The 17106-nt window shown below is 44.9% G+C and carries 14 protein-coding genes and 1 tRNA gene; 7 read left to right on the forward strand and 8 right to left on the reverse strand.

Annotated elements, in window-relative coordinates:
• The first annotated feature begins 4 nt into the window (after positions 1-4).
• Together ACF8CV_RS04855 and ACF8CV_RS04860 are read left to right on the forward strand one after the other, a co-directional pair.
• The gene (locus ACF8CV_RS04855; RefSeq protein ID WP_020835089.1) at positions 5-850 is read left to right on the forward strand and encodes an enoyl-CoA hydratase-related protein; all 846 of its coding nucleotides are present in this window, start codon (positions 5-7) and stop codon (positions 848-850) included.
• Positions 847-1749, forward strand: coding sequence for a hydroxymethylglutaryl-CoA lyase (locus ACF8CV_RS04860; protein WP_208871087.1), 903 nt, complete (start codon positions 847-849; stop codon positions 1747-1749). The genes ACF8CV_RS04855 and ACF8CV_RS04860 overlap by 4 nt, the downstream gene beginning before the upstream one ends.
• Positions 1750-1784: 35 nt before the next feature.
• Here the strand turns inward: ACF8CV_RS04860 and ACF8CV_RS04865 are convergent, their stop codons facing one another.
• From ACF8CV_RS04865 to ACF8CV_RS04880, 4 genes are all read right to left on the reverse strand, one after another.
• Complete coding sequence (locus ACF8CV_RS04865) at positions 1785-2336, reverse strand: DUF2301 domain-containing membrane protein (protein ID WP_024703254.1); 552 nt, start codon at positions 2334-2336, stop codon at positions 1785-1787.
• A 25-nt stretch (positions 2337-2361) separates the two neighbouring features.
• Positions 2362-3240, reverse strand: coding sequence for a DMT family transporter (locus tag ACF8CV_RS04870; RefSeq protein ID WP_005485953.1), 879 nt, complete (start codon positions 3238-3240; stop codon positions 2362-2364).
• A gap of 285 nt (positions 3241-3525) precedes the next feature.
• Positions 3526-4839 carry a methyl-accepting chemotaxis protein gene (locus ACF8CV_RS04875; RefSeq protein ID WP_208871086.1) on the reverse strand — a complete coding sequence of 438 codons (1314 nt, stop codon included), beginning with the start codon at positions 4837-4839 and terminating at the stop codon, positions 3526-3528.
• A 284-nt stretch (positions 4840-5123) separates the two neighbouring features.
• Positions 5124-6317, reverse strand: coding sequence for an acetate/propionate family kinase (locus tag ACF8CV_RS04880; protein ID WP_005483382.1), 1194 nt, complete (start codon positions 6315-6317; stop codon positions 5124-5126).
• 360 nt (positions 6318-6677) lie between these two features.
• Here ACF8CV_RS04880 and ACF8CV_RS04885 point away from each other — a divergent pair, with 360 nt between their 5' ends.
• Positions 6678-8216 carry a bifunctional diguanylate cyclase/phosphodiesterase gene (locus ACF8CV_RS04885; protein ID WP_021821499.1) on the forward strand — a complete coding sequence of 513 codons (1539 nt, stop codon included), beginning with the start codon at positions 6678-6680 and terminating at the stop codon, positions 8214-8216.
• Positions 8217-8290: 74 nt separating this feature from the next.
• On the opposite strand, the gene ACF8CV_RS04890 is transcribed toward ACF8CV_RS04885, so the two are convergent.
• Positions 8291-10222 carry a DEAD/DEAH box helicase gene (locus ACF8CV_RS04890; protein WP_005483383.1) on the reverse strand — a complete coding sequence of 644 codons (1932 nt, stop codon included), beginning with the start codon at positions 10220-10222 and terminating at the stop codon, positions 8291-8293.
• Positions 10223-10601: 379 nt separating this feature from the next.
• On the opposite strand from ACF8CV_RS04890, the gene rnb reads away from it, so the two are divergent.
• Both rnb and ACF8CV_RS04900 read left to right on the forward strand, forming a co-directional pair.
• Positions 10602-12608: an exoribonuclease II gene (gene rnb, locus ACF8CV_RS04895; protein ID WP_017448089.1), complete on the forward strand. Its 2007-nt coding sequence runs from the start codon at positions 10602-10604 to the stop codon at positions 12606-12608.
• A gap of 71 nt (positions 12609-12679) precedes the next feature.
• Positions 12680-13483 (forward strand): AraC family transcriptional regulator, encoded by an 804-nt coding sequence (locus tag ACF8CV_RS04900; protein ID WP_138937355.1) that lies wholly within the window; start codon positions 12680-12682, stop codon positions 13481-13483.
• Between the two features lie 4 nt (positions 13484-13487).
• Here ACF8CV_RS04900 and ACF8CV_RS04905 read toward each other — a convergent pair whose 3' ends face one another.
• On the reverse strand, positions 13488-13841 hold the full coding sequence (locus ACF8CV_RS04905; protein ID WP_005489200.1) for a DUF3024 domain-containing protein: 354 nt from the start codon (positions 13839-13841) through the stop codon (positions 13488-13490).
• A 256-nt stretch (positions 13842-14097) separates the two neighbouring features.
• Between ACF8CV_RS04905 and ACF8CV_RS04910 the strand changes: the two genes are divergently transcribed.
• The gene (locus ACF8CV_RS04910) at positions 14098-14925 is read left to right on the forward strand and encodes a phosphate ABC transporter substrate-binding protein (protein ID WP_138937356.1); all 828 of its coding nucleotides are present in this window, start codon (positions 14098-14100) and stop codon (positions 14923-14925) included.
• Between the two features lie 55 nt (positions 14926-14980).
• Here ACF8CV_RS04910 and ACF8CV_RS04915 read toward each other — a convergent pair whose 3' ends face one another.
• Complete coding sequence (locus tag ACF8CV_RS04915; RefSeq protein WP_138937357.1) at positions 14981-15661, reverse strand: MaoC family dehydratase; 681 nt, start codon at positions 15659-15661, stop codon at positions 14981-14983.
• A 329-nt stretch (positions 15662-15990) separates the two neighbouring features.
• On the opposite strand from ACF8CV_RS04915, the gene ACF8CV_RS04920 reads away from it, so the two are divergent.
• Positions 15991-16081, forward strand: a tRNA-Ser gene (locus tag ACF8CV_RS04920).
• A gap of 24 nt (positions 16082-16105) precedes the next feature.
• Here the strand turns inward: ACF8CV_RS04920 and ACF8CV_RS04925 are convergent.
• Complete coding sequence (locus ACF8CV_RS04925) at positions 16106-17059, reverse strand: LysR family transcriptional regulator (RefSeq protein WP_025542236.1); 954 nt, start codon at positions 17057-17059, stop codon at positions 16106-16108.
• Positions 17060-17106 lie beyond the last annotated feature (47 nt).

Genomic DNA, 17106 nt, shown 5'->3' on the forward strand with positions numbered 1-17106 from the left:
CATTATGCAGGAAAGACAACCAAGCATTGTTCCAAACGCTCAACGACACAATGATGTGCTTTGGCAGGTTGACGAATTCGGTGTTGCAACGCTGACGCTGAATCGGACAAAGAAACACAATGCCTTCGATGCCTGCATGATTGATTTGATCATCCATCGCTTAGATTATCTTGCACTAAGAACCGATGTGCGTTGCTTAGTGCTGCGCAGTAATGGCAAACACTTTTCCTCTGGTGCGGACTTAGCTTGGATGCAATCGATGGCAAATAGTACCCGAAAAGAAAACCTAGTCGATGCACAAAGCCTCGCTCGCCTAATGGAAACGTTGGATGCCTTCCCTCAACCCACCATCGCTGTCGTACAAGGCTCAGCCTTTGGTGGCGCATTGGGGCTAATTTGCTGCAGCGATATCGCTATCGCCAGCCACTCCGCTCAGTTTTGCTTGAGTGAAGTCAAACTGGGATTGGTGCCCGCCACCATTGCACCATACGTGATGCGTGCGATGGGCAATCGACAAGCACGTCGTTACATCCTCAGTGGTGAAGTCATCCCTGCGGTTAAAGCGCAACAATTTGGCATCGTGCATGAAGTGAAAAAAGATGACGAGCTTGAATCATGCGTAAGCGAAGTCGTCGCTTCTTTGCTACTCAATAGCCCAGATGCGATGAGAAAAGCGAAAGCACTGTGCGAACAATGCCACCAAAATCCCATTGATTCTCAGCTTATCCGCTACACCAGCCAATTGATCGCCGATATCCGTGTATCGCCTCAAGGGCAAGACGGTTTACAAGCTTTCTTAGAAAAACGGCCTCCGAGCTGGGTCCATCAACCTGATGCGGAGGAAGAATGACACTGCCTACTAACGTAAACATTGTTGAAGTTGGCCCTAGAGATGGACTTCAAAATGAATCCCCAGTTTCGACTCGCACTAAAATCCGGCTGATTGATTTACTTTCTGACACGGGTTTGAGTCACATCGAAGCCGGCTCATTTGTCTCCCCCAAATGGGTTCCGCACATGGCAGATTCCAAAGAAGTCATGCAAAATATCACGCGAAGAGCCTCGGTGACTTACTCGGCACTCACCCCCAACCTCCAAGGGTTAGAGCAAGCCTTAGATGCTGGCGCCAATCAGGTCGCCATTTTCACTTCGGCTTCTGAAGGTTTTTGCCAGCATAATATAAACTGTTCAATTGCAGAGAGCTTGAAACGCTTCGAGCCATTAATGGTTCAGGCCGATAAATACCATGTTCCAGTTCGTGGATATCTGTCGTGCGTCGTCGATTGCCCTTACGAAGGGGCGACATCTCCAACACAAGTAGCCAACATATCGCAAGCGTTGATCGAGTTGGGATGCTACGAGGTGTCCTTGGGCGACACGATCGGAACCGGTACGCCTAATCGTGTAAAAGAAATGCTGGAATCGGTGCTAGCGAGCATTCCAAACCAACGTTTAGCCGTACACTTTCATGATACATGGGGGCAAGCGCTGGCAAATATCTACCAGGCCTTAAGTATGGGCATCACCACGGTAGACAGCAGTGTCGCAGGATTGGGAGGGTGTCCGTACGCACATGGTGCATCCGGCAATGTTGCTACAGAAGACGTGTTGTATTTATGCCAAGGCTTGGGCATTGAAACTGGCGTGGATTTAGAGCTGTTAGCCAAAGCAGGATGGATGATAAGCGATGAACTGCAACGCCAACCAACATCGAAGGTTTCGCAGGCATTACGTCATAGAATGGAATAACGCACTTTGCGTGACGGGCTCAACTAACCCGCCCGTTAGACTTCATAATTCGCTTTGATGCCGATATCAAAGTGCAGTGGCATGCGCCATTTTGCTATAGATAAGTAGGCCATGATCAAACCCGCAAGAAGCGCAGAGATTGCAACAATGGTTGACTGTTCGAACCACAACGCAAATGTCGTCACAACCAACAGCGTAGGTACCAATTTCAAGCCAAGGACTTTGAAACAGAACGACTCTTTCAACGCAATCCCAGAAAAGGTGACAAAGATAAAGCCTAATGCGAGCCACACTCGATTTAACTCTGGGTCGCAGACCATCAAGATCACCCCTATCCAACCAGACCAACTGATGATGGTGCGAACTGACTTACTGTAAACGTGAATATTACTCGCCGACATTGCACCAGCAATGGCGAATACCGCAAAGACTGCTCTATATCTGCCATCCACCCCGTCGAGCCATTGACTTTCCAACGCAGCCAACCCCAAAAGAGCGATGGCAAACACACTGATGCCAGCGCGATACAAGCAAACGCTCAGCTTATCTAAAAAATCTAATGTTTCTTGATGTTCAGTATTTGCCATCGTCGTTCATCTTTAGAGCGTGTATTTACGCTCGCTTGGGGAAGCGGAATCTGCCGCCAGTGCGGTAAATCACCAAAGAAAAGAGAATCAGCAGACAACCAACAAGTTTATTGGCCGTCAGAACTTCGCCATACCAAAGAATGCTGAGAACAACCGTCCAAACCGGCTCTAAGATCATAATCAGTGCCGCATTCCCTGCTTGGACAAACTTTTGCCCCATAGTCTGCATAACGTAACGCAAACTCGTCGCGAGCAACGTACTGAGCGCAAACCACCACCAAATGGATGAATCCACCTGCTCTGGTCGTGATTCCATCAAGAACGACACCAATAGACCTAGACAGCCTGCCGAAAACAGCTGAACACAAGTCAGTAGTAATACGGGCAACTTCTGCGAATATTTGCTGTTTACATTAAAGTGTAGCGCCAAGATAAGCGCCGCTCCAAGAAACCAGAGTTGACTCGCAGACTGCTTCCAACCTCCAGCCAATGAAAGGCACGCTAAACCAATCACCGCAATAGGTAACGAGATCCAAAAGATGCGCTGAGGGCGTTGTTGAAACATTACCCAAGCCACGATTGGCACGAACAGCATCGAGAGGCTCATAATAAATGCGCCCTCGCCTAGCGTATCGCTGATTGAAATGGCGTAAATCCACGTCATCACAGCGCCGCCAAGCAGCAAACCTACGCCGCTAGCTGCTAACACGTCTTTTAACCGTGCCGCTTTTAGTGGTCGGTAACACAATGGCAGTAAACAGAGAGAGGCGATGGTAAATCGCAAGCCAATAAAACCAAAGGGAGGCAGCCCTTGGATGGTTTCTTTGGAAAAAATCCAGCCCAGTGCCGCTATCATCGTAGTGGCCACCAGAATCACGGTCGCTTTGCGTTCTGAGTTAAACATAATTACTCACAAAAAGGCCTGATGAATCGTCATCAGTGGGGATATTTATATCGATTTTAAGCTACGAAAGTTATTTATATTCGTATCGCAAATGCTGACGAGGTGTGTAATAAGAATGGAAGATGTTAACGTTTGCGAAACGTCGGCATTATACATTGCAGGTGAGATTTCATCGAGAAATAACAGCGTGTTACCTTCCTCGCTATAAACGGCTTTCGCGAAGCGAGGAAGGAAAACTAGAACCGAGAATGGGCTCTTTGAAGCAGAAGTTTTTGAAGCGATTAATTACAAGGTGCGGTTGAACTGTGCGACAGCTTCAACCACTCGGCTTGCTCCGTCTTGAATATCGTTCATAACATTGCCCGCCTTTTCAGAGAGCTCTAGAGTATCAAGCGCCTCTTTTTGACACTGAGAAATCAGTGCAACAGCATTATTGGTGCGCTCTAGGTTTTCCGTCACCATCGAGACAATCACATCTGTCGTGGTATTGGTGCGCATGGCAAGCTGGCGTACTTCATCGGCAACCACCGCGAAACCACGTCCATGATCGCCGGCGCGAGCGGCTTCTATTGCCGCGTTGAGCGCCAACAAGTTCGTTTGGTCAGCAATTCCGCTAATGCTATTCACCAGTTCACTGATTTTCGATGAGTGTGCTTTCAAATCTTCGATGGCGGCATTGGCTTGCTGCATTTGCTCTGAAAGGATCTGCATTTTCTCAAGGGTAGAGCCGATTACTTGACGGCCTTGGACAGTTTGAGTGCCCGTTTCCTGAGATACTTCATTCGCCAACTGCGCCGCTTGCGCCATGGATTGCTCTTGAAGCACTTGCTGAGTAATGTTGGTCGCAAATTTGACCACTTTGTACAGCTCGCCTCTGTCGTTATGGATCGGGTTGTAAGAAGCTTCCAGCCACACGACTGAGCCATATTGGTCTACGCGTTTGAATCGGTCGGTAACAAACTGCCCACTTGCCAGCCTTTTCCAAAAGTCGTGATAGGCCGAAGAGTTTGCCTCTTCAGGCAAACAGAAAATTCGGTGATGCTTACCCACGATTTGTTCATGTTTGTAACCCATCGTGCTGAGGAAGTTATCATTTGCTTTAAGCACTGTACCGTCTAACGTAAATTCAATGACTGCCATCGAGCGGCTCAGTGCATTCAGCATGTCTTCGTACTCGCGCGATGTCGTGATCGTTCGAGTCAGTTCAGAGGCAAACACAAAAAAGCTCTCAACCTGGTCACTTGTATTTCGCACAGGCTGAATAACCACTCTTAACCACGCCTCTTCACCATCCCCCTTGGTGATTTGAAACGCGCCATTCCAGAATGCTTTTGCTTGAACCGACTGTTTCATGCGGTAAAAGTGGTCAGTATTTCTAACGTTTGATGGTACAAGGTCAGAAATATGCTTCGCCAAGATGTCCTTATCTGACAGTGAAAGTTGCTGCAAAAACTTTTGGTTTGCCGATGTGACTTTGCCTTTCGCATCCAACGTCAGCCTTAACATTTCTTCGTCTAGGCTTTGCTGGATCTGTTGTAGGCTGTAGAGCTCTTGTTTTAATCGTTGGTTTTCTTGTTGAAGCGACTTATTAAAAAACATTACTTTCCCTTACTCGACCAATCTATTGATTAATCAAAGGTTTATTATTTATATCTATATCTATACAGCTCGATATTACTCAGGTAGCAGTATACTGGAATTTAGACTTGGCTCACAATTAATTACATTAATATCACTAGAGGACATTTGTTAATCAATGTGAACGACAAAATCGCAATCAGATTCGGGCAAGACGCTTATATGAGGAAAGTGAAGTGATAGATCAAAAAAAGCTCTTTCCTTACGGAAAGAGCTTTGACTTAGTTCCCAAAATTTTTGCCGTTTTACAGCAGTTCCACCGACTGTTGAGCGATTACCCACTCTTCGTTGGTAGGAATAACCAGTGCTTTCGCACCTAGCAACTCAGATGTAGCAATCACACCTGCGTTACCAAATCGAGCGTCTTCGTTACCTTTCACATCTTCAACAAAACCTAGCAGTTTTAGGTTTTTCAGAATTTCACGACGAATTGGCATAGAGTTCTCGCCAATACCGCCAGTGAAGATGATGCCGTCGAATGAATCGAGCGCAGCAAGGTAAGAAGCGATGTATTTAGACACACGGTATGTGAACACTTGGAATGCAAGGGCAGCGCCTTCGTGGCCTTCTTCCATTGCTTCCAAAATACCGCGTGCGTCGCTTGTTAGGCCAGAAACACCTAAGAAGCCAGAAGCTTTGTTCAGTGAGTTGAACACTTTCTCTTGAGACCAACCTTTCTTCAGAAGGTACTCAATGATGCCTGGGTCAAGGTCACCACAACGTGTACCCATCATTAGACCCGACAGCGGAGTGAAGCCCATAGACGTATCTACAGATTCACCATTGTTGATTGCACAAACAGAAGCACCGTTACCTAAGTGAACAGAGATGAAGCTCGATTCTTCAATCGGCTTGTTGATCATCTTCGCAGCTTCGCGACTTACAAAGTAATGACTTGTGCCGTGGAACCCGTAACGACGAATGCCGAAATCTGTGTAAAGTTCTTTAGCGATTGCACCAGTGAACGCACGTTGAGGCATTGTTTGGTGGAACGCTGTATCGAATACTGCAAATTGTGGAAGGCTTGGAAACGCTTCAACAGCAGCACGGATGCCGATAGCACCAGCTGGGTTGTGAAGTGGAGCAAGGTCTGCAAGCTTCTCAATTTCTTGTGTAACTTCTTCAGTAATACGAACGGTTTTAGTGAATTTCTCACCGCCGTGAACAATACGATGGCCCACAGCAACGATGTCTTGAGCTAGACCTAACTCTTCGGTTAAACCTACTAGTTTGCCGATAGCGATTTTGTGATGGCTATCGTCACCTTCGATGGAGATTTCCTTTTTTTCACCGTTGAATTTCCAGCTCATACGAGCGTCTGATAGACCAAAGCATTCGCCCAGACCACTTAGCACCGCGTCACCCGATACGGAATCGATGACTGCAAATTTTAGTGAAGAGCTACCAGAGTTGATCACCAGTACAAACGAATTAGACATGTAGTTATCCTGTTGTGGAGCAGAGGTTGTAATTGCGCTTCCGCGCTGCGTACTTCTTGTTTGCTCCCCTATTATTCAATAATTTTTTAATCTTTCAACAATCTTTTAGTGAAAGCGATTTGATTGAACAAATTTTGTTGATCTATAGCAAGTTTTGATTTTATTTGAAGTCTAAAAAATATGATTTGTTAAAGCTAATTTATGAATTGGTCAATTTGTACAAATTCAAACCTATGAGCTACGTTGTTTATTGGATGTATAAAAATAACAATCTCATCAATAATTCGGGGTAATAGCGTGCCCACAATAGCCTTTTTATTAGTGATCTTAGGTTTGATTTTGCTCTGCTGGGGATGGCAGATGACAAAAAATATTTGCTCGAAAACAGAGGTACCCGGGTGGACATGGCTGTTGATGTTAATAAGTTGCTTCATTTTTGCGTATGCTGCTTTCTTGCACGCAATCATGAAAAAACCAGTGGCATCACTGCTTGAAACTGGTGTTTCTTTGCTCTTATTCGGTGGCAGTATTTTTGTCGTTTTAGTCATCAAGTGGAGCAACGATTCCATCTTAGAGCTACACAGCGTCGCGGAGCGAGAAAAACGAAATGCGGTTCATGACTCCCTGACAGGGCTTCCCAATCGCAAATATTGCTTCGAACTGATTGATGACAGAATACAATCTGGCGACCCTTTCTCTGTCATTCTGTTTGACGTAGTGAACTTTAAACAAGTGAACGATGCGATGGGACACTTCTGCGGAGACCAGTTACTGATTCAGATTGGTCAACGATTGCAAGACAAGCTCAAAGGGAGCGACAAGATCTTCCGTGTGGGGGGCGATGAATTTGTCATTCTCACCTCTTCCGCCTGTGAAAAAACGGGCACAGAACTTATCGAAAGCCTAGATTGCGCCCTCTCTGCACGCTTTCACCTAGATGAGTTCCAAGTATCTTCACGTGTTGTATTTGGGATAAGCACCTACCCTTACGACGCGATCTCGAATGATCTTTTGATTAAACATGCTGATATTGCCATGTACCACGCCAAACGCAACGGCAATTTATTCGCGTTTTATCATGATGATATGAACGTAGGCGCCAAGTACCAGCTTGAAATTTCCTCTCGCATTCAATGCGCGTTAGAGAAAGAAGAGTTTCAGTTGTACTACCAACCCTTGATTGATGCGAACACCAATTTAGCTGTCGGGTTCGAGGCAGTGATCCGTTGGCACGATGAAAACGGGAAAACTATCTCACCCAACGACTTCATCCCCATCGCGGAGCGCAGCAACCAAGTCCACAACATCACCATGTGGGTATTGGGCCAGGTAGAAAAAGATCTCAAAACCTTTATCGAAAAAGGCATTAAGTTGCCCGTACACGTGAACCTTTCAGCCAAAGACCTCTCTTCGAACCTTCTTTTCCATCGTCTTGAGAAACTGCTTGAAAACAATCCGCAATTTGCCGATCTGATCAGTTTGGAAATCACGGAAACCATGGCAATAGATAGAGTTGTGGAGCTCAACCCACTCATTCACCAAATTAAAGGGTTGGGTATTAAAATCAGTTTGGATGACTTCGGTACGGGGTACTCGTCGCTTTCTTTATTGCGGGATCTGCCTGTGGATCAAATTAAAATCGACCGTTCGTTTTTGTGCACAGCAAATCGCACAGAAGGCTCTCGTTCCATCGTAGAGAACACGATAGCTCTAGCACATGGTTTAGGGTACTCAGTGGTAGCGGAAGGCGTTCAGGACATGGACACGCTGTATTTTTTAAGAAGCAGAGGCTGCGACATCATTCAAGGCTACCTATTTTGCCCTGCGCTGCCGCTGAATGAAGTGATTAATTGGGTTAACGAGCACGACGACAAACAAAGTCATACCCGGCGCGCATAAAAAAGCCGAGCTTAATGCTCGGCTTTCAAATCAATCTCTACAACAATTTATGTAACTGTGTAGTACTGCGCTGATTATGCGTCTTGAGTGCGACGACCACGGCCGTGACCACGTTCGCCACGGTAGTTACCACGGTGATCACCACCACGGTTACGATCGAAACGACGTTCGCCACCTTCACGGTTACCTTCGCGGTTGCCGTCACGGTTACCACGGAAGCCACCTTCACGACGACCGCCTTCACGACGCTCACCACCACGGTTGCCACCTTCGCGGTTACCACGGAAACCACCTTCACGACGACCGCCATCGCGACGACCACCGTCACGGCGACCACCACGAGACTCGCGGAAATCGTCGAAGTCACATACTACAGCACCAACATCTTGTTGACGGATACGCAGTTTGCTTAGCTTGCTCGCAGCTTCAGAAGTCATTGCTTTTGGTAACTGAACGAATGTATGACCTTGCGCTAGCTTGATCGCACCGATAGAACCTTTACCTAGGCCTAGTTCGTTTGCTAGAGCGCCAACGATATCTTTAACTTGAACGCCTTGCTCGCGACCAACTTGAAGCTGGTAAGTATCCCAGTCTTGGTTGTTGAAGCTACGACCGCCTTCACGACCACCTTCACGGCGTTCTTTACGACGCTGCTTGTCACGCTCAATTGCTTCAACCATTGGGTCTTCGCCAATGTAGAACAGAGGACGTTTACCTTGTTGACGCTTAAGAAGCATTGCAGCAAGCATCGCAGGGTCGATTTCTAGAGAAGTTTGTAGTTTCTCTACTAGCTCTGCGAACTTGTCTAGTGCTTTGTGCTCTTTCTCAGCTTCCAGTTCAGCCGCTAGCTTGTTTAGACGAGCTTCTGCAACTTGGTCACGTAGAGGAAGTTGGATTTCTTCCATAGATGACTTAGTCACGCGCTCGATAGTGCGAAGCATGCGGATTTGGTTAGTGCGAACTAGAAGGATCGCTTTACCTTTACGTCCTGCACGGCCAGTACGACCGATACGGTGGATGTAAGACTCAACATCGAATGGGATGTCGTAGTTAAATACGTGAGTGATACGTGGAACATCAAGACCACGTGCAACAACGTCAGTTGCCACTAGGATGTCGATAACACCTTGTTTGATGTGATCAACAGTACGCTCACGTAGAGACTGAGGAATGTCACCGTGCAGTGCAGCAGCTTTGAAGCCACGTGCAGATAGCCAGTCAGCTAGACGCTCGGTGTCTTGACGAGTACGTACGAATACGATTGACGCGTCAGTTTCTTCAGTTTCAAGAAGACGAGACATAGCTTCATCTTTCTCTACACCTTTCACTACCCAGAACTGCTGTTGAACTTTGTCTACAGTGTGGTTTTTACCAGCAACGTCAACAGTTACAGGATCACGTAGGAAGCGCTCAACAATGTTTTTCAGCATTGGAGGCATAGTTGCAGAGAATAGAACGCGTTGTGCTGATTCAGGAGCGTGCTCCATGATTGCAGTTACGTCGTCCACGAAACCCATGTTTAGCATTTCGTCCGCTTCATCAAGTACGAAAGTATTCACTTCGTCAAGATGTAGACGTTCACGGTTGATAAGGTCTTGAACACGGCCAGGAGTACCAACAACAACGTGTGCACCGTTTTTAAGAGCACGCATTTGATCTACGATAGATGCACCACCGTAGATTTCTAGAACTTTAAGACCCTTGATGTTTTTACCAAGGTTTTTCATTTCAGCCGCAACCTGGATCGCTAGCTCACGAGTTGGAGCAAGAACGATTGCTTGTGGTTTACGTTGATCAAGATCTAGCTTGTTTAGAAGAGGCAGAGAGAATGCTGCCGTTTTACCTGTACCCGTCTGTGCTTTACCCAGCGCGTCAGCACCTTCCAATAGGTGTGGGATTGCCGCAGCCTGAATTGGAGTTGGTGACACGAAACCCATTCCGTCTAGAGCAGAAAGGATAGAATCATTCAGAGATAAATCGCTGAATTGAATAACAGAATCTTGCATTGGGATCCTACTTAATTAAACAAAAAAACAGTCCCATATGCTCTTCCAATTCGATACTGATTCATCCAGTTACTAAATCCATTCAGACAGGAGTTAGCACAGTACACAACCGCGATAAGCCATTAGGGACGACTAAGGGAGGCGGATTATTCCTTAAATGCATAAAAAAAGCTAGAAAAAATTGAATTACATCACAATTTATTCTCACTAATGGTAATATCCGCATAAAAATCCACCTACCGCCCGTTTCTCCGAAGAGAAAAGCACCGTTGAGCTGTTTAATTCCTCAATAATTCACAGCGAATTTGTGTGCTTTAGGTAGTAATAATAGCCCGCAATGATTATAGTGTGGCCAACTCCATTGGTAAGTTAAGAAAAGATGTTTCAAGATAACCCGCTATTAGCCCAGCTTAAGCAGCAAATCCAAGAAAACCTGCCTAAAAAAGAAGGTTCAATCAAAGCAACAGATAAAGGCTTTGGTTTCCTGGAAGTGGACAGCAAGACCAGCTTCTTCATCCCACCAGCGTACATGAAAAAGTGCATTCACGGCGACAAAGTCGTGGCCATCATCCGTACTGAAAATGAACGTGAAGTCGCAGAACCACAAGAGCTGATCGAACAATCTCTTACTCGCTTTATCGGTCGAGTAAAGATGTTCAAAGGCAAGCTAAATGTCGTGCCTGATCATCCTCAACTAAAGAAATTGTCTCTAAAAGCGAAACTGAAGAAAGGTTTAAAGCCTGATAACTTCGCGGAAGGTGATTGGGTTGTAGCACATCTTGTTCGTCACCCGCTAAAAGGCGACAACACGTTCTTCGTTGAAATTTCAGAGAAAATCACTGACGCTGATGACAAAATCGCACCGTGGTGGGTAACGCTAGCGCAAAACGATCTACCAAACTCAGAACCTGCTGGCATTGAGAACTGGGAATTAAAAGATGACGCCGATCTAGAGCGCATCGACATGACTCATGTTCCTTTCGTCACAATCGATGGTGAATCAACCAAAGATATGGATGACGCGTTGTACGCGAAGAAAACAGAATCTGGTGATTTTGAGTTAACTATCGCGATTGCTGACCCAACTGCGTACATCACACCTGAAGACGAAATGGATAAAGTCGCGCGTGAGCGTGGTTACACCATTTATCTACCAGGCCGTAACATCCCGATGTTACCTCGCGATCTAGCGGACAACCTATGTTCTCTAATTGAAGGCGAAATCCGCCCAGCAATCTGCTGCACCGTAACAGTGAGCAAAGACGGTGTGATTGGTGACGATATCAAATTCTTCGCTGCAAACATCAAGTCACATGCGCGCCTAGCATACGATCACGTTTCTGATTGGCTAGAAAACGGCAACTCTGACGCATGGCAACCTTCAGAAGAAATCGCAACTATCGTACGTGATCTATACGAGTTTTCTCTAGCTCGCGCAGAATGGCGTGAGAAAAACGCAGTCGTATTCCCTGACCGTCCTGACTACCGTTTTGAGCTAAGTGAAGACAATGACGTTATCGCTATTCACGCTGATATGCGCCGCAGTGCAAACCGTCTTGTTGAAGAATCGATGATCACAGCGAACATTTGTGCAGGCCGTACACTGCGTGAAAAATTCGAAACTGGCGTATTCAACACTCACGCAGGTTTGAAACCAGAGAAAATCGAAGAAGTTGTGCAACTCGTTAACCCTGAGGGTACGCTAGAATTCACAGCAGAATCGATTGCAACGCTTGAAGGCTTTGCGGCTCTACGTCGTTGGTTAGCGGTTCAAGAGACATCTTACCTAGACAACCGCATTCGTAAGTTCCAAGCATACAGTGAAGTGGGTAACCAACCTCTTCCTCATTACGCGATGGGTCTAGACATTTATGCGACTTGGACATCCCCAATTCGTAAATACGGCGATATGATCAACCACCGTATGCTAAAGGCGGTGATTCTAGATAAAGAACCAGTACAAAAACCTGACGATCAAGTGGGTGAAGAACTGGCACTGCACCGTAAGCACCACAAAATTGCAGAGCGTAACGTGTCTGATTGGCTATACGCGCGCACTCTTGCGGATGAACCAAGCAAGCAAACTTGTTTCACAGGTGAGATTTTCGATATTAATCGTGCTGGTGCACGTGTTCGACTTCTCGAAAATGGTGCAGCAGCCTTTATTCCTGGTGCCCTGATTCTTGATAATAAAGAACGAATTGAGTGCAATGGCGACAACGGCACAATCTCTATCGATAAAGAGGTGGTGTACAAGCTGGGTGACACATTGGAAATCGTTCTTGCGGACGTTAACCAAGAAAACCGTAGTTTAGTTGCAAAGCCAACACAGGTATTTGCTGATCAACCAGCAGCACAAACAGAACAAACTGTAAGTGAAGAATAATACCGAATGAAGTTTAAAGGCGCTCGAATGAGCGCCTTTTTTATTTGTCATGGAAAACGATAAGAACGAATATGCCGAACATTGAGATCATTCGCTTTAACCACTTCACTGCTCGCAAAAGTGAACGTTACACCGCCACCCATAACGGCTTATATGTCGTAGAAGAAGGCGCATTAGTCGTCCACCAGCCAAATGGCGAACAATTTGAACTACAAGCTGGCGACTTTACCCTATACAACTCTTCTGACTTAAGAAGTGCAGAAGCCATACCTGGCGAGAATGGCTTTAAAGCTGTTGCGCTAGTCTTTGACATCAGCCTATTTTGCGAGTTTAAGAAAGCACACCCTGGATTGCATTCAGAAGCAGAACACCGACGCTTCTACCCTTTCTCGCCAGAATCAAATTCAGAAATCACACAGCTTAAGAATACGTTATTGGCTTTAGCCAGTCGCAATGCTCCTGGTTACACTCAGAGCCACATCGCAATGGCGCTACTTTCTCTTATGGTGGAAGTTCAGCCAGACATTCTTTCGATCATTGACGATGCAAGCAGCCTAACAGCGTCTCAAAAGGCCATTAAGTACATCGAAAAGAACATTGAGAAGGATATAACGTTAGAAGGCCTAGCGGCGCACATGAGCATGTCTATTGCGACATTAAAACGCCGCCTTGCAGCCGAAAACCTTTCTTTTTCTCAGATATTAAAAGTGAAACGTATTAACTACGCGGCAACACAACTGCGCGTTTCACAAAAATCGATAACAGAAATCGCATTTGAATCTGGATTTAAGAGCGCTGCTCACTTTAGTACCGCGTTTAAATCCATTTACAACATCACCCCTAAAGACTTTCGTAATCAGGTAGTAAGAGGTTAATCCCCTACTCCCAAAAACACGCTTGAGGATCGCTTTCAAGTTCGGCAAGGAGATCTTCAAGCGTGTGACTATGCGGCAACTTTTTGTAAGGAATCCATCGAATGTCTTCTGAGCGAGAGGCGGGAACATAAAAGCGCCAAAGCTGAGTCTGAGAATCAAATAGAATTTTTGCAATTGGCGAGGTGTATTCACTATGTTGTGAATCTAGCAAGAAATGCGCATGGTGAAGTTCAACGCCGTTTTCAATTGGCTCATAAAGGCATTTTCCTTGCTCTACTGGCAAATTAGCATTGCGCGCCGAACAAAGAATCTGAACCAGTTTATATAAGCGGCTGGTTGCCATTTGAGAAACAGACATGACGTTCTCCTGATAGGTAGTTTTTAGTATACACCCAAGCGCCATTTAAGGCTGACTTCACCAACGTTCCGTTTACAGACTTCTCAGAGATTACCATCTCACCCTCCAAGGAAACACTACGTACATCACCACTTTGCTCAAATAACGCGATAAACACGCTGCTGTTTCACATTCGAACAATCTTTTCTGATTCACAAAAGTGTAACCTGAACGCAATATCATAAGCGCTGCTTTATACCGTATATGGAGTTTAAATATGTTACGTTTTACTGTGGCAACTTTACTAGCCATGGCTGTCTCCCTTCCTTCTGCTATGGCGAAAGAAGTCAACATTTCAGGTTCAACTTCCGTTGCTCGCGTGATGGACGTACTCGCCGAAGAATACAACAAGACACACCCAGATAATTACATCGCTGTACAGGGCATTGGTTCTAGTGCGGGGATCACCATGGTGAACAAAGGTGTCGTGAAACTTGGTATGAGCTCTCGCTATCTGACAGAAAGCGAAAAAGGCGAAGACTTGAATGTGTTTCCAATTGCTTACGATGGCCTTGCCGTTGTTGTGAACCGTACAAACTCTGTGACTAACCTTTCAGCACAACAACTGTTTGACATCTACAAAGGCGAAATCAAAAACTGGAAAGAAGTCGGCGGCGCGGATCAACCGATAGCAGTTGTCACGCGAGAAGCATCTTCTGGCTCGCGCTACAGCTTTGAAAGTTTGTTAGGTCTCACCAAAATCATTAACGACCGTCTGGTTTCTGATATCAGCCCAAACAACTTAGTTGTAAATAGCAACAGCATGGTTAAAACCATTGTGAACCACAACACACGCGCGATTGGTTTTATTTCGGTGGGGTCTGTAGACATTTCTGTGAAGGCGATTCAGTTTAACGGGATTGAACCAACAGCAGCGAACATCGCAAATCACAAATACAAACTGGCTCGACCATTTTTGGTGCTTTACAAAGTCGACTCACTAGATCAAGCAGGCAAAGACTTTGTCGCGTTCCTAAAATCGGAAGCGGGACAAAAAACCATTGCTGACTACGGGTACATACCGGTTAAAAACTTTAACCAGTAAAAACAAAAAAAGAGAGCATTGAAATGCTCTCTTTTTTATTAATTCGAATATGTTTTTAGAAGTGCAATTGAATCACAGATACCACTACCGCACCTGGGCGTCTTACGCCTTCAATTTCCACTTTGATTTCACGCTCGATCTCTAAACCTTTTTTGATAGGCGTTACTTTAGTCAGTGTGCTTACTGCACGCACGTTGTTACCAGCTTTAACTGGGTAAGGAAAACGTACTTGGTTCAAACCTAGATTCACAACCAATTTCGCTGTCGGAAATAATGGTTTATCCGCATCAACTGAGTCCGTCAGTTTAGGCAGTAGAGCCAACGTCAGGAAACCATGCGCAATGGTTGTTTTAAAAGGTGATTCAACAGATGCACGCTCTGGGTCAGTATGAATCCATTGCATATCTTCTGTTACCGCACCAAATTGATTGATACGCTCTTGAGATACATGAACCCAATCACCCGTATGGATCACTTCACCGATCTTACCGCTTAGCTCGTCATACAGTTTTTGAGCTTCTGGCTGAAGAACAATCGGCGCAGGTTGAGGAACCACTTCTTCATTTACTGCAGGCTGATTATGGTCGCGCACATTAGAAAACAAAAAGCTGTTTTGTGCCTTGCCCAAAAAGTCACTCCAGTAATCGCGTAGCGTTGGAGACATCCAATTCATAAACTCGGATTGATGAGCAGAAATCGCATCAACTTTGTCTTTAAATAGATTTGTGACCTTCATAAACACCCTTAGAAAAATTAAGCACAACTGGCTATACCAGTTAATTTTGAATTAGTTCACAAACTGTTGCAAACACTTTCGGGCGAACACATGTATCCTCAAAGCCTATAATTTGTTATTTTTCATAAAGATAACAATAAAACACCATTTTATTGATTAGCTCTAGGATAAAGTAAAAACTCTACATTTAGGCTTATTTCGCGTTGTTTTTACTCACTTTCAGTGTTGGTCACTATTGCATCGGCGTCTAGAAAATCATCAAACGGCACTTCAATTGTAATTCAGTGCTTTACAACGACTACTCCACTCCCTATTATACGTCCCGCAACGGAGAGATGGCTGAGTGGTTGAAAGCACCGGTCTTGAAAACCGGCATACGTTAATAGCGTATCTAGGGTTCAAATCCCTATCTCTCCGCCACTTTTAGAAAAAAGCCGTTGATAATCAACGGCTTTTTTCGTATCTACTGTCAAACTTCTTGTTATACACATCTAGAAAGTCATTCATCAGCTTAGAAATGGTACTGTGTAACCACACAATCATAGGATCGTTTTTGTAGGCCTTGTCGTATATAAAGCCAAACTCTTTTTCTTGCAGCGGCAGAAACACCTCATCGCTCGAAGTAATGTAGCTAAATTTTTCACCCAACTGTTCTGCAATGTAGATTGAACAAGGAAACAATAAGTCTGTCGTCTCAACGGCATTAATAATGACATTGATATGCGTCGTTTTAAGTTTTACTTTGAAATCGATACCGTGACTCAACAGCAATCTTGAGAGTTTATCTTGCCGCTCATTCCAATGCTTTTGCAAGTGGATAGCCAGAGGATAAGACGCGATTGTCTCCAAGGATATTGACTCGTTATTAATTGGATGATCTTTTCTACAGACCATAACCGACATATCTTTTCCGACTTTTCTTTGGACTAAGTTTTTATTTAAATTTAATGGAAAATAATGAATTCCAAAATGAACGAGCTGATTATTAATTCGATCTGGCGTTAACTCATTCCAATCTTCAATGGTTAATTCTATATTCGGCGCGTTCTCTGAAAAATATTGAATTATTTCTGGGGCTAGCCAATATGCGATGTAGCTATTCATCGCTATATTGATTTTTATATCTGAGGTCGATGGATCAAAAGACATATCCTCAGTTAATTCATCAATATCATGAATAATATTATTGAGTTTGGCACGTATGGAGATTGCTTTTGGCGTTAGCTCCATCCTGCCGTTTTTTCTGGTAAGTAATTCATCCTGAAATATTTCCCTTAAGCTTCTTAGAGTTCGGCTCACCGCAGAAGCACTTGTCGACATTTGGTTTGCTGTTGCTGTGATACTTTTTGTTTCCAACAGTAACACCAACGGTTTCAGTAAGTTATAGTTAAATATCATGTCTAAACTCTCTCGCAACACTCCCTAAAAACATAATATCAATTTTG

This window comes from Vibrio sp. zbq_1 (assembly GCF_043102935.1).
Lineage (GTDB): Bacteria > Pseudomonadota > Gammaproteobacteria > Enterobacterales > Vibrionaceae > Vibrio > Vibrio parahaemolyticus.

What these genes read in the sequence shown, in the direction of transcription:
- ACF8CV_RS04905 (WP_005489200.1), bottom strand. Translation starts at nt 13,841, where the DNA reads ATGTCTGTTTCTCAAATGGCAACCAGCCGCTTATATAAACTGGTTCAG.
- ACF8CV_RS04870 (WP_005485953.1), bottom strand. Translation starts at nt 3,240, where the DNA reads ATGTTTAACTCAGAACGCAAAGCGACCGTGATTCTGGTGGCCACTACG.
- ACF8CV_RS04885 (WP_021821499.1), top strand. Translation starts at nt 6,678, where the DNA reads ATGACAAAAAATATTTGCTCGAAAACAGAGGTACCCGGGTGGACATGG.
- ACF8CV_RS04925 (WP_025542236.1), bottom strand. Translation starts at nt 17,059, where the DNA reads ATGATATTTAACTATAACTTACTGAAACCGTTGGTGTTACTGTTGGAA.
- rnb (WP_017448089.1), top strand. Translation starts at nt 10,602, where the DNA reads ATGTTTCAAGATAACCCGCTATTAGCCCAGCTTAAGCAGCAAATCCAA.
- ACF8CV_RS04900 (WP_138937355.1), top strand. Translation starts at nt 12,680, where the DNA reads ATGCCGAACATTGAGATCATTCGCTTTAACCACTTCACTGCTCGCAAA.
- ACF8CV_RS04855 (WP_020835089.1), top strand. Translation starts at nt 5, where the DNA reads ATGCAGGAAAGACAACCAAGCATTGTTCCAAACGCTCAACGACACAAT.
- ACF8CV_RS04890 (WP_005483383.1), bottom strand. Translation starts at nt 10,222, where the DNA reads ATGCAAGATTCTGTTATTCAATTCAGCGATTTATCTCTGAATGATTCT.
- ACF8CV_RS04910 (WP_138937356.1), top strand. Translation starts at nt 14,098, where the DNA reads ATGTTACGTTTTACTGTGGCAACTTTACTAGCCATGGCTGTCTCCCTT.
- ACF8CV_RS04865 (WP_024703254.1), bottom strand. Translation starts at nt 2,336, where the DNA reads ATGGCAAATACTGAACATCAAGAAACATTAGATTTTTTAGATAAGCTG.
- ACF8CV_RS04860 (WP_208871087.1), top strand. Translation starts at nt 847, where the DNA reads ATGACACTGCCTACTAACGTAAACATTGTTGAAGTTGGCCCTAGAGAT.
- ACF8CV_RS04880 (WP_005483382.1), bottom strand. Translation starts at nt 6,317, where the DNA reads ATGTCTAATTCGTTTGTACTGGTGATCAACTCTGGTAGCTCTTCACTA.
- ACF8CV_RS04915 (WP_138937357.1), bottom strand. Translation starts at nt 15,661, where the DNA reads ATGAAGGTCACAAATCTATTTAAAGACAAAGTTGATGCGATTTCTGCT.
- ACF8CV_RS04875 (WP_208871086.1), bottom strand. Translation starts at nt 4,839, where the DNA reads ATGTTTTTTAATAAGTCGCTTCAACAAGAAAACCAACGATTAAAACAA.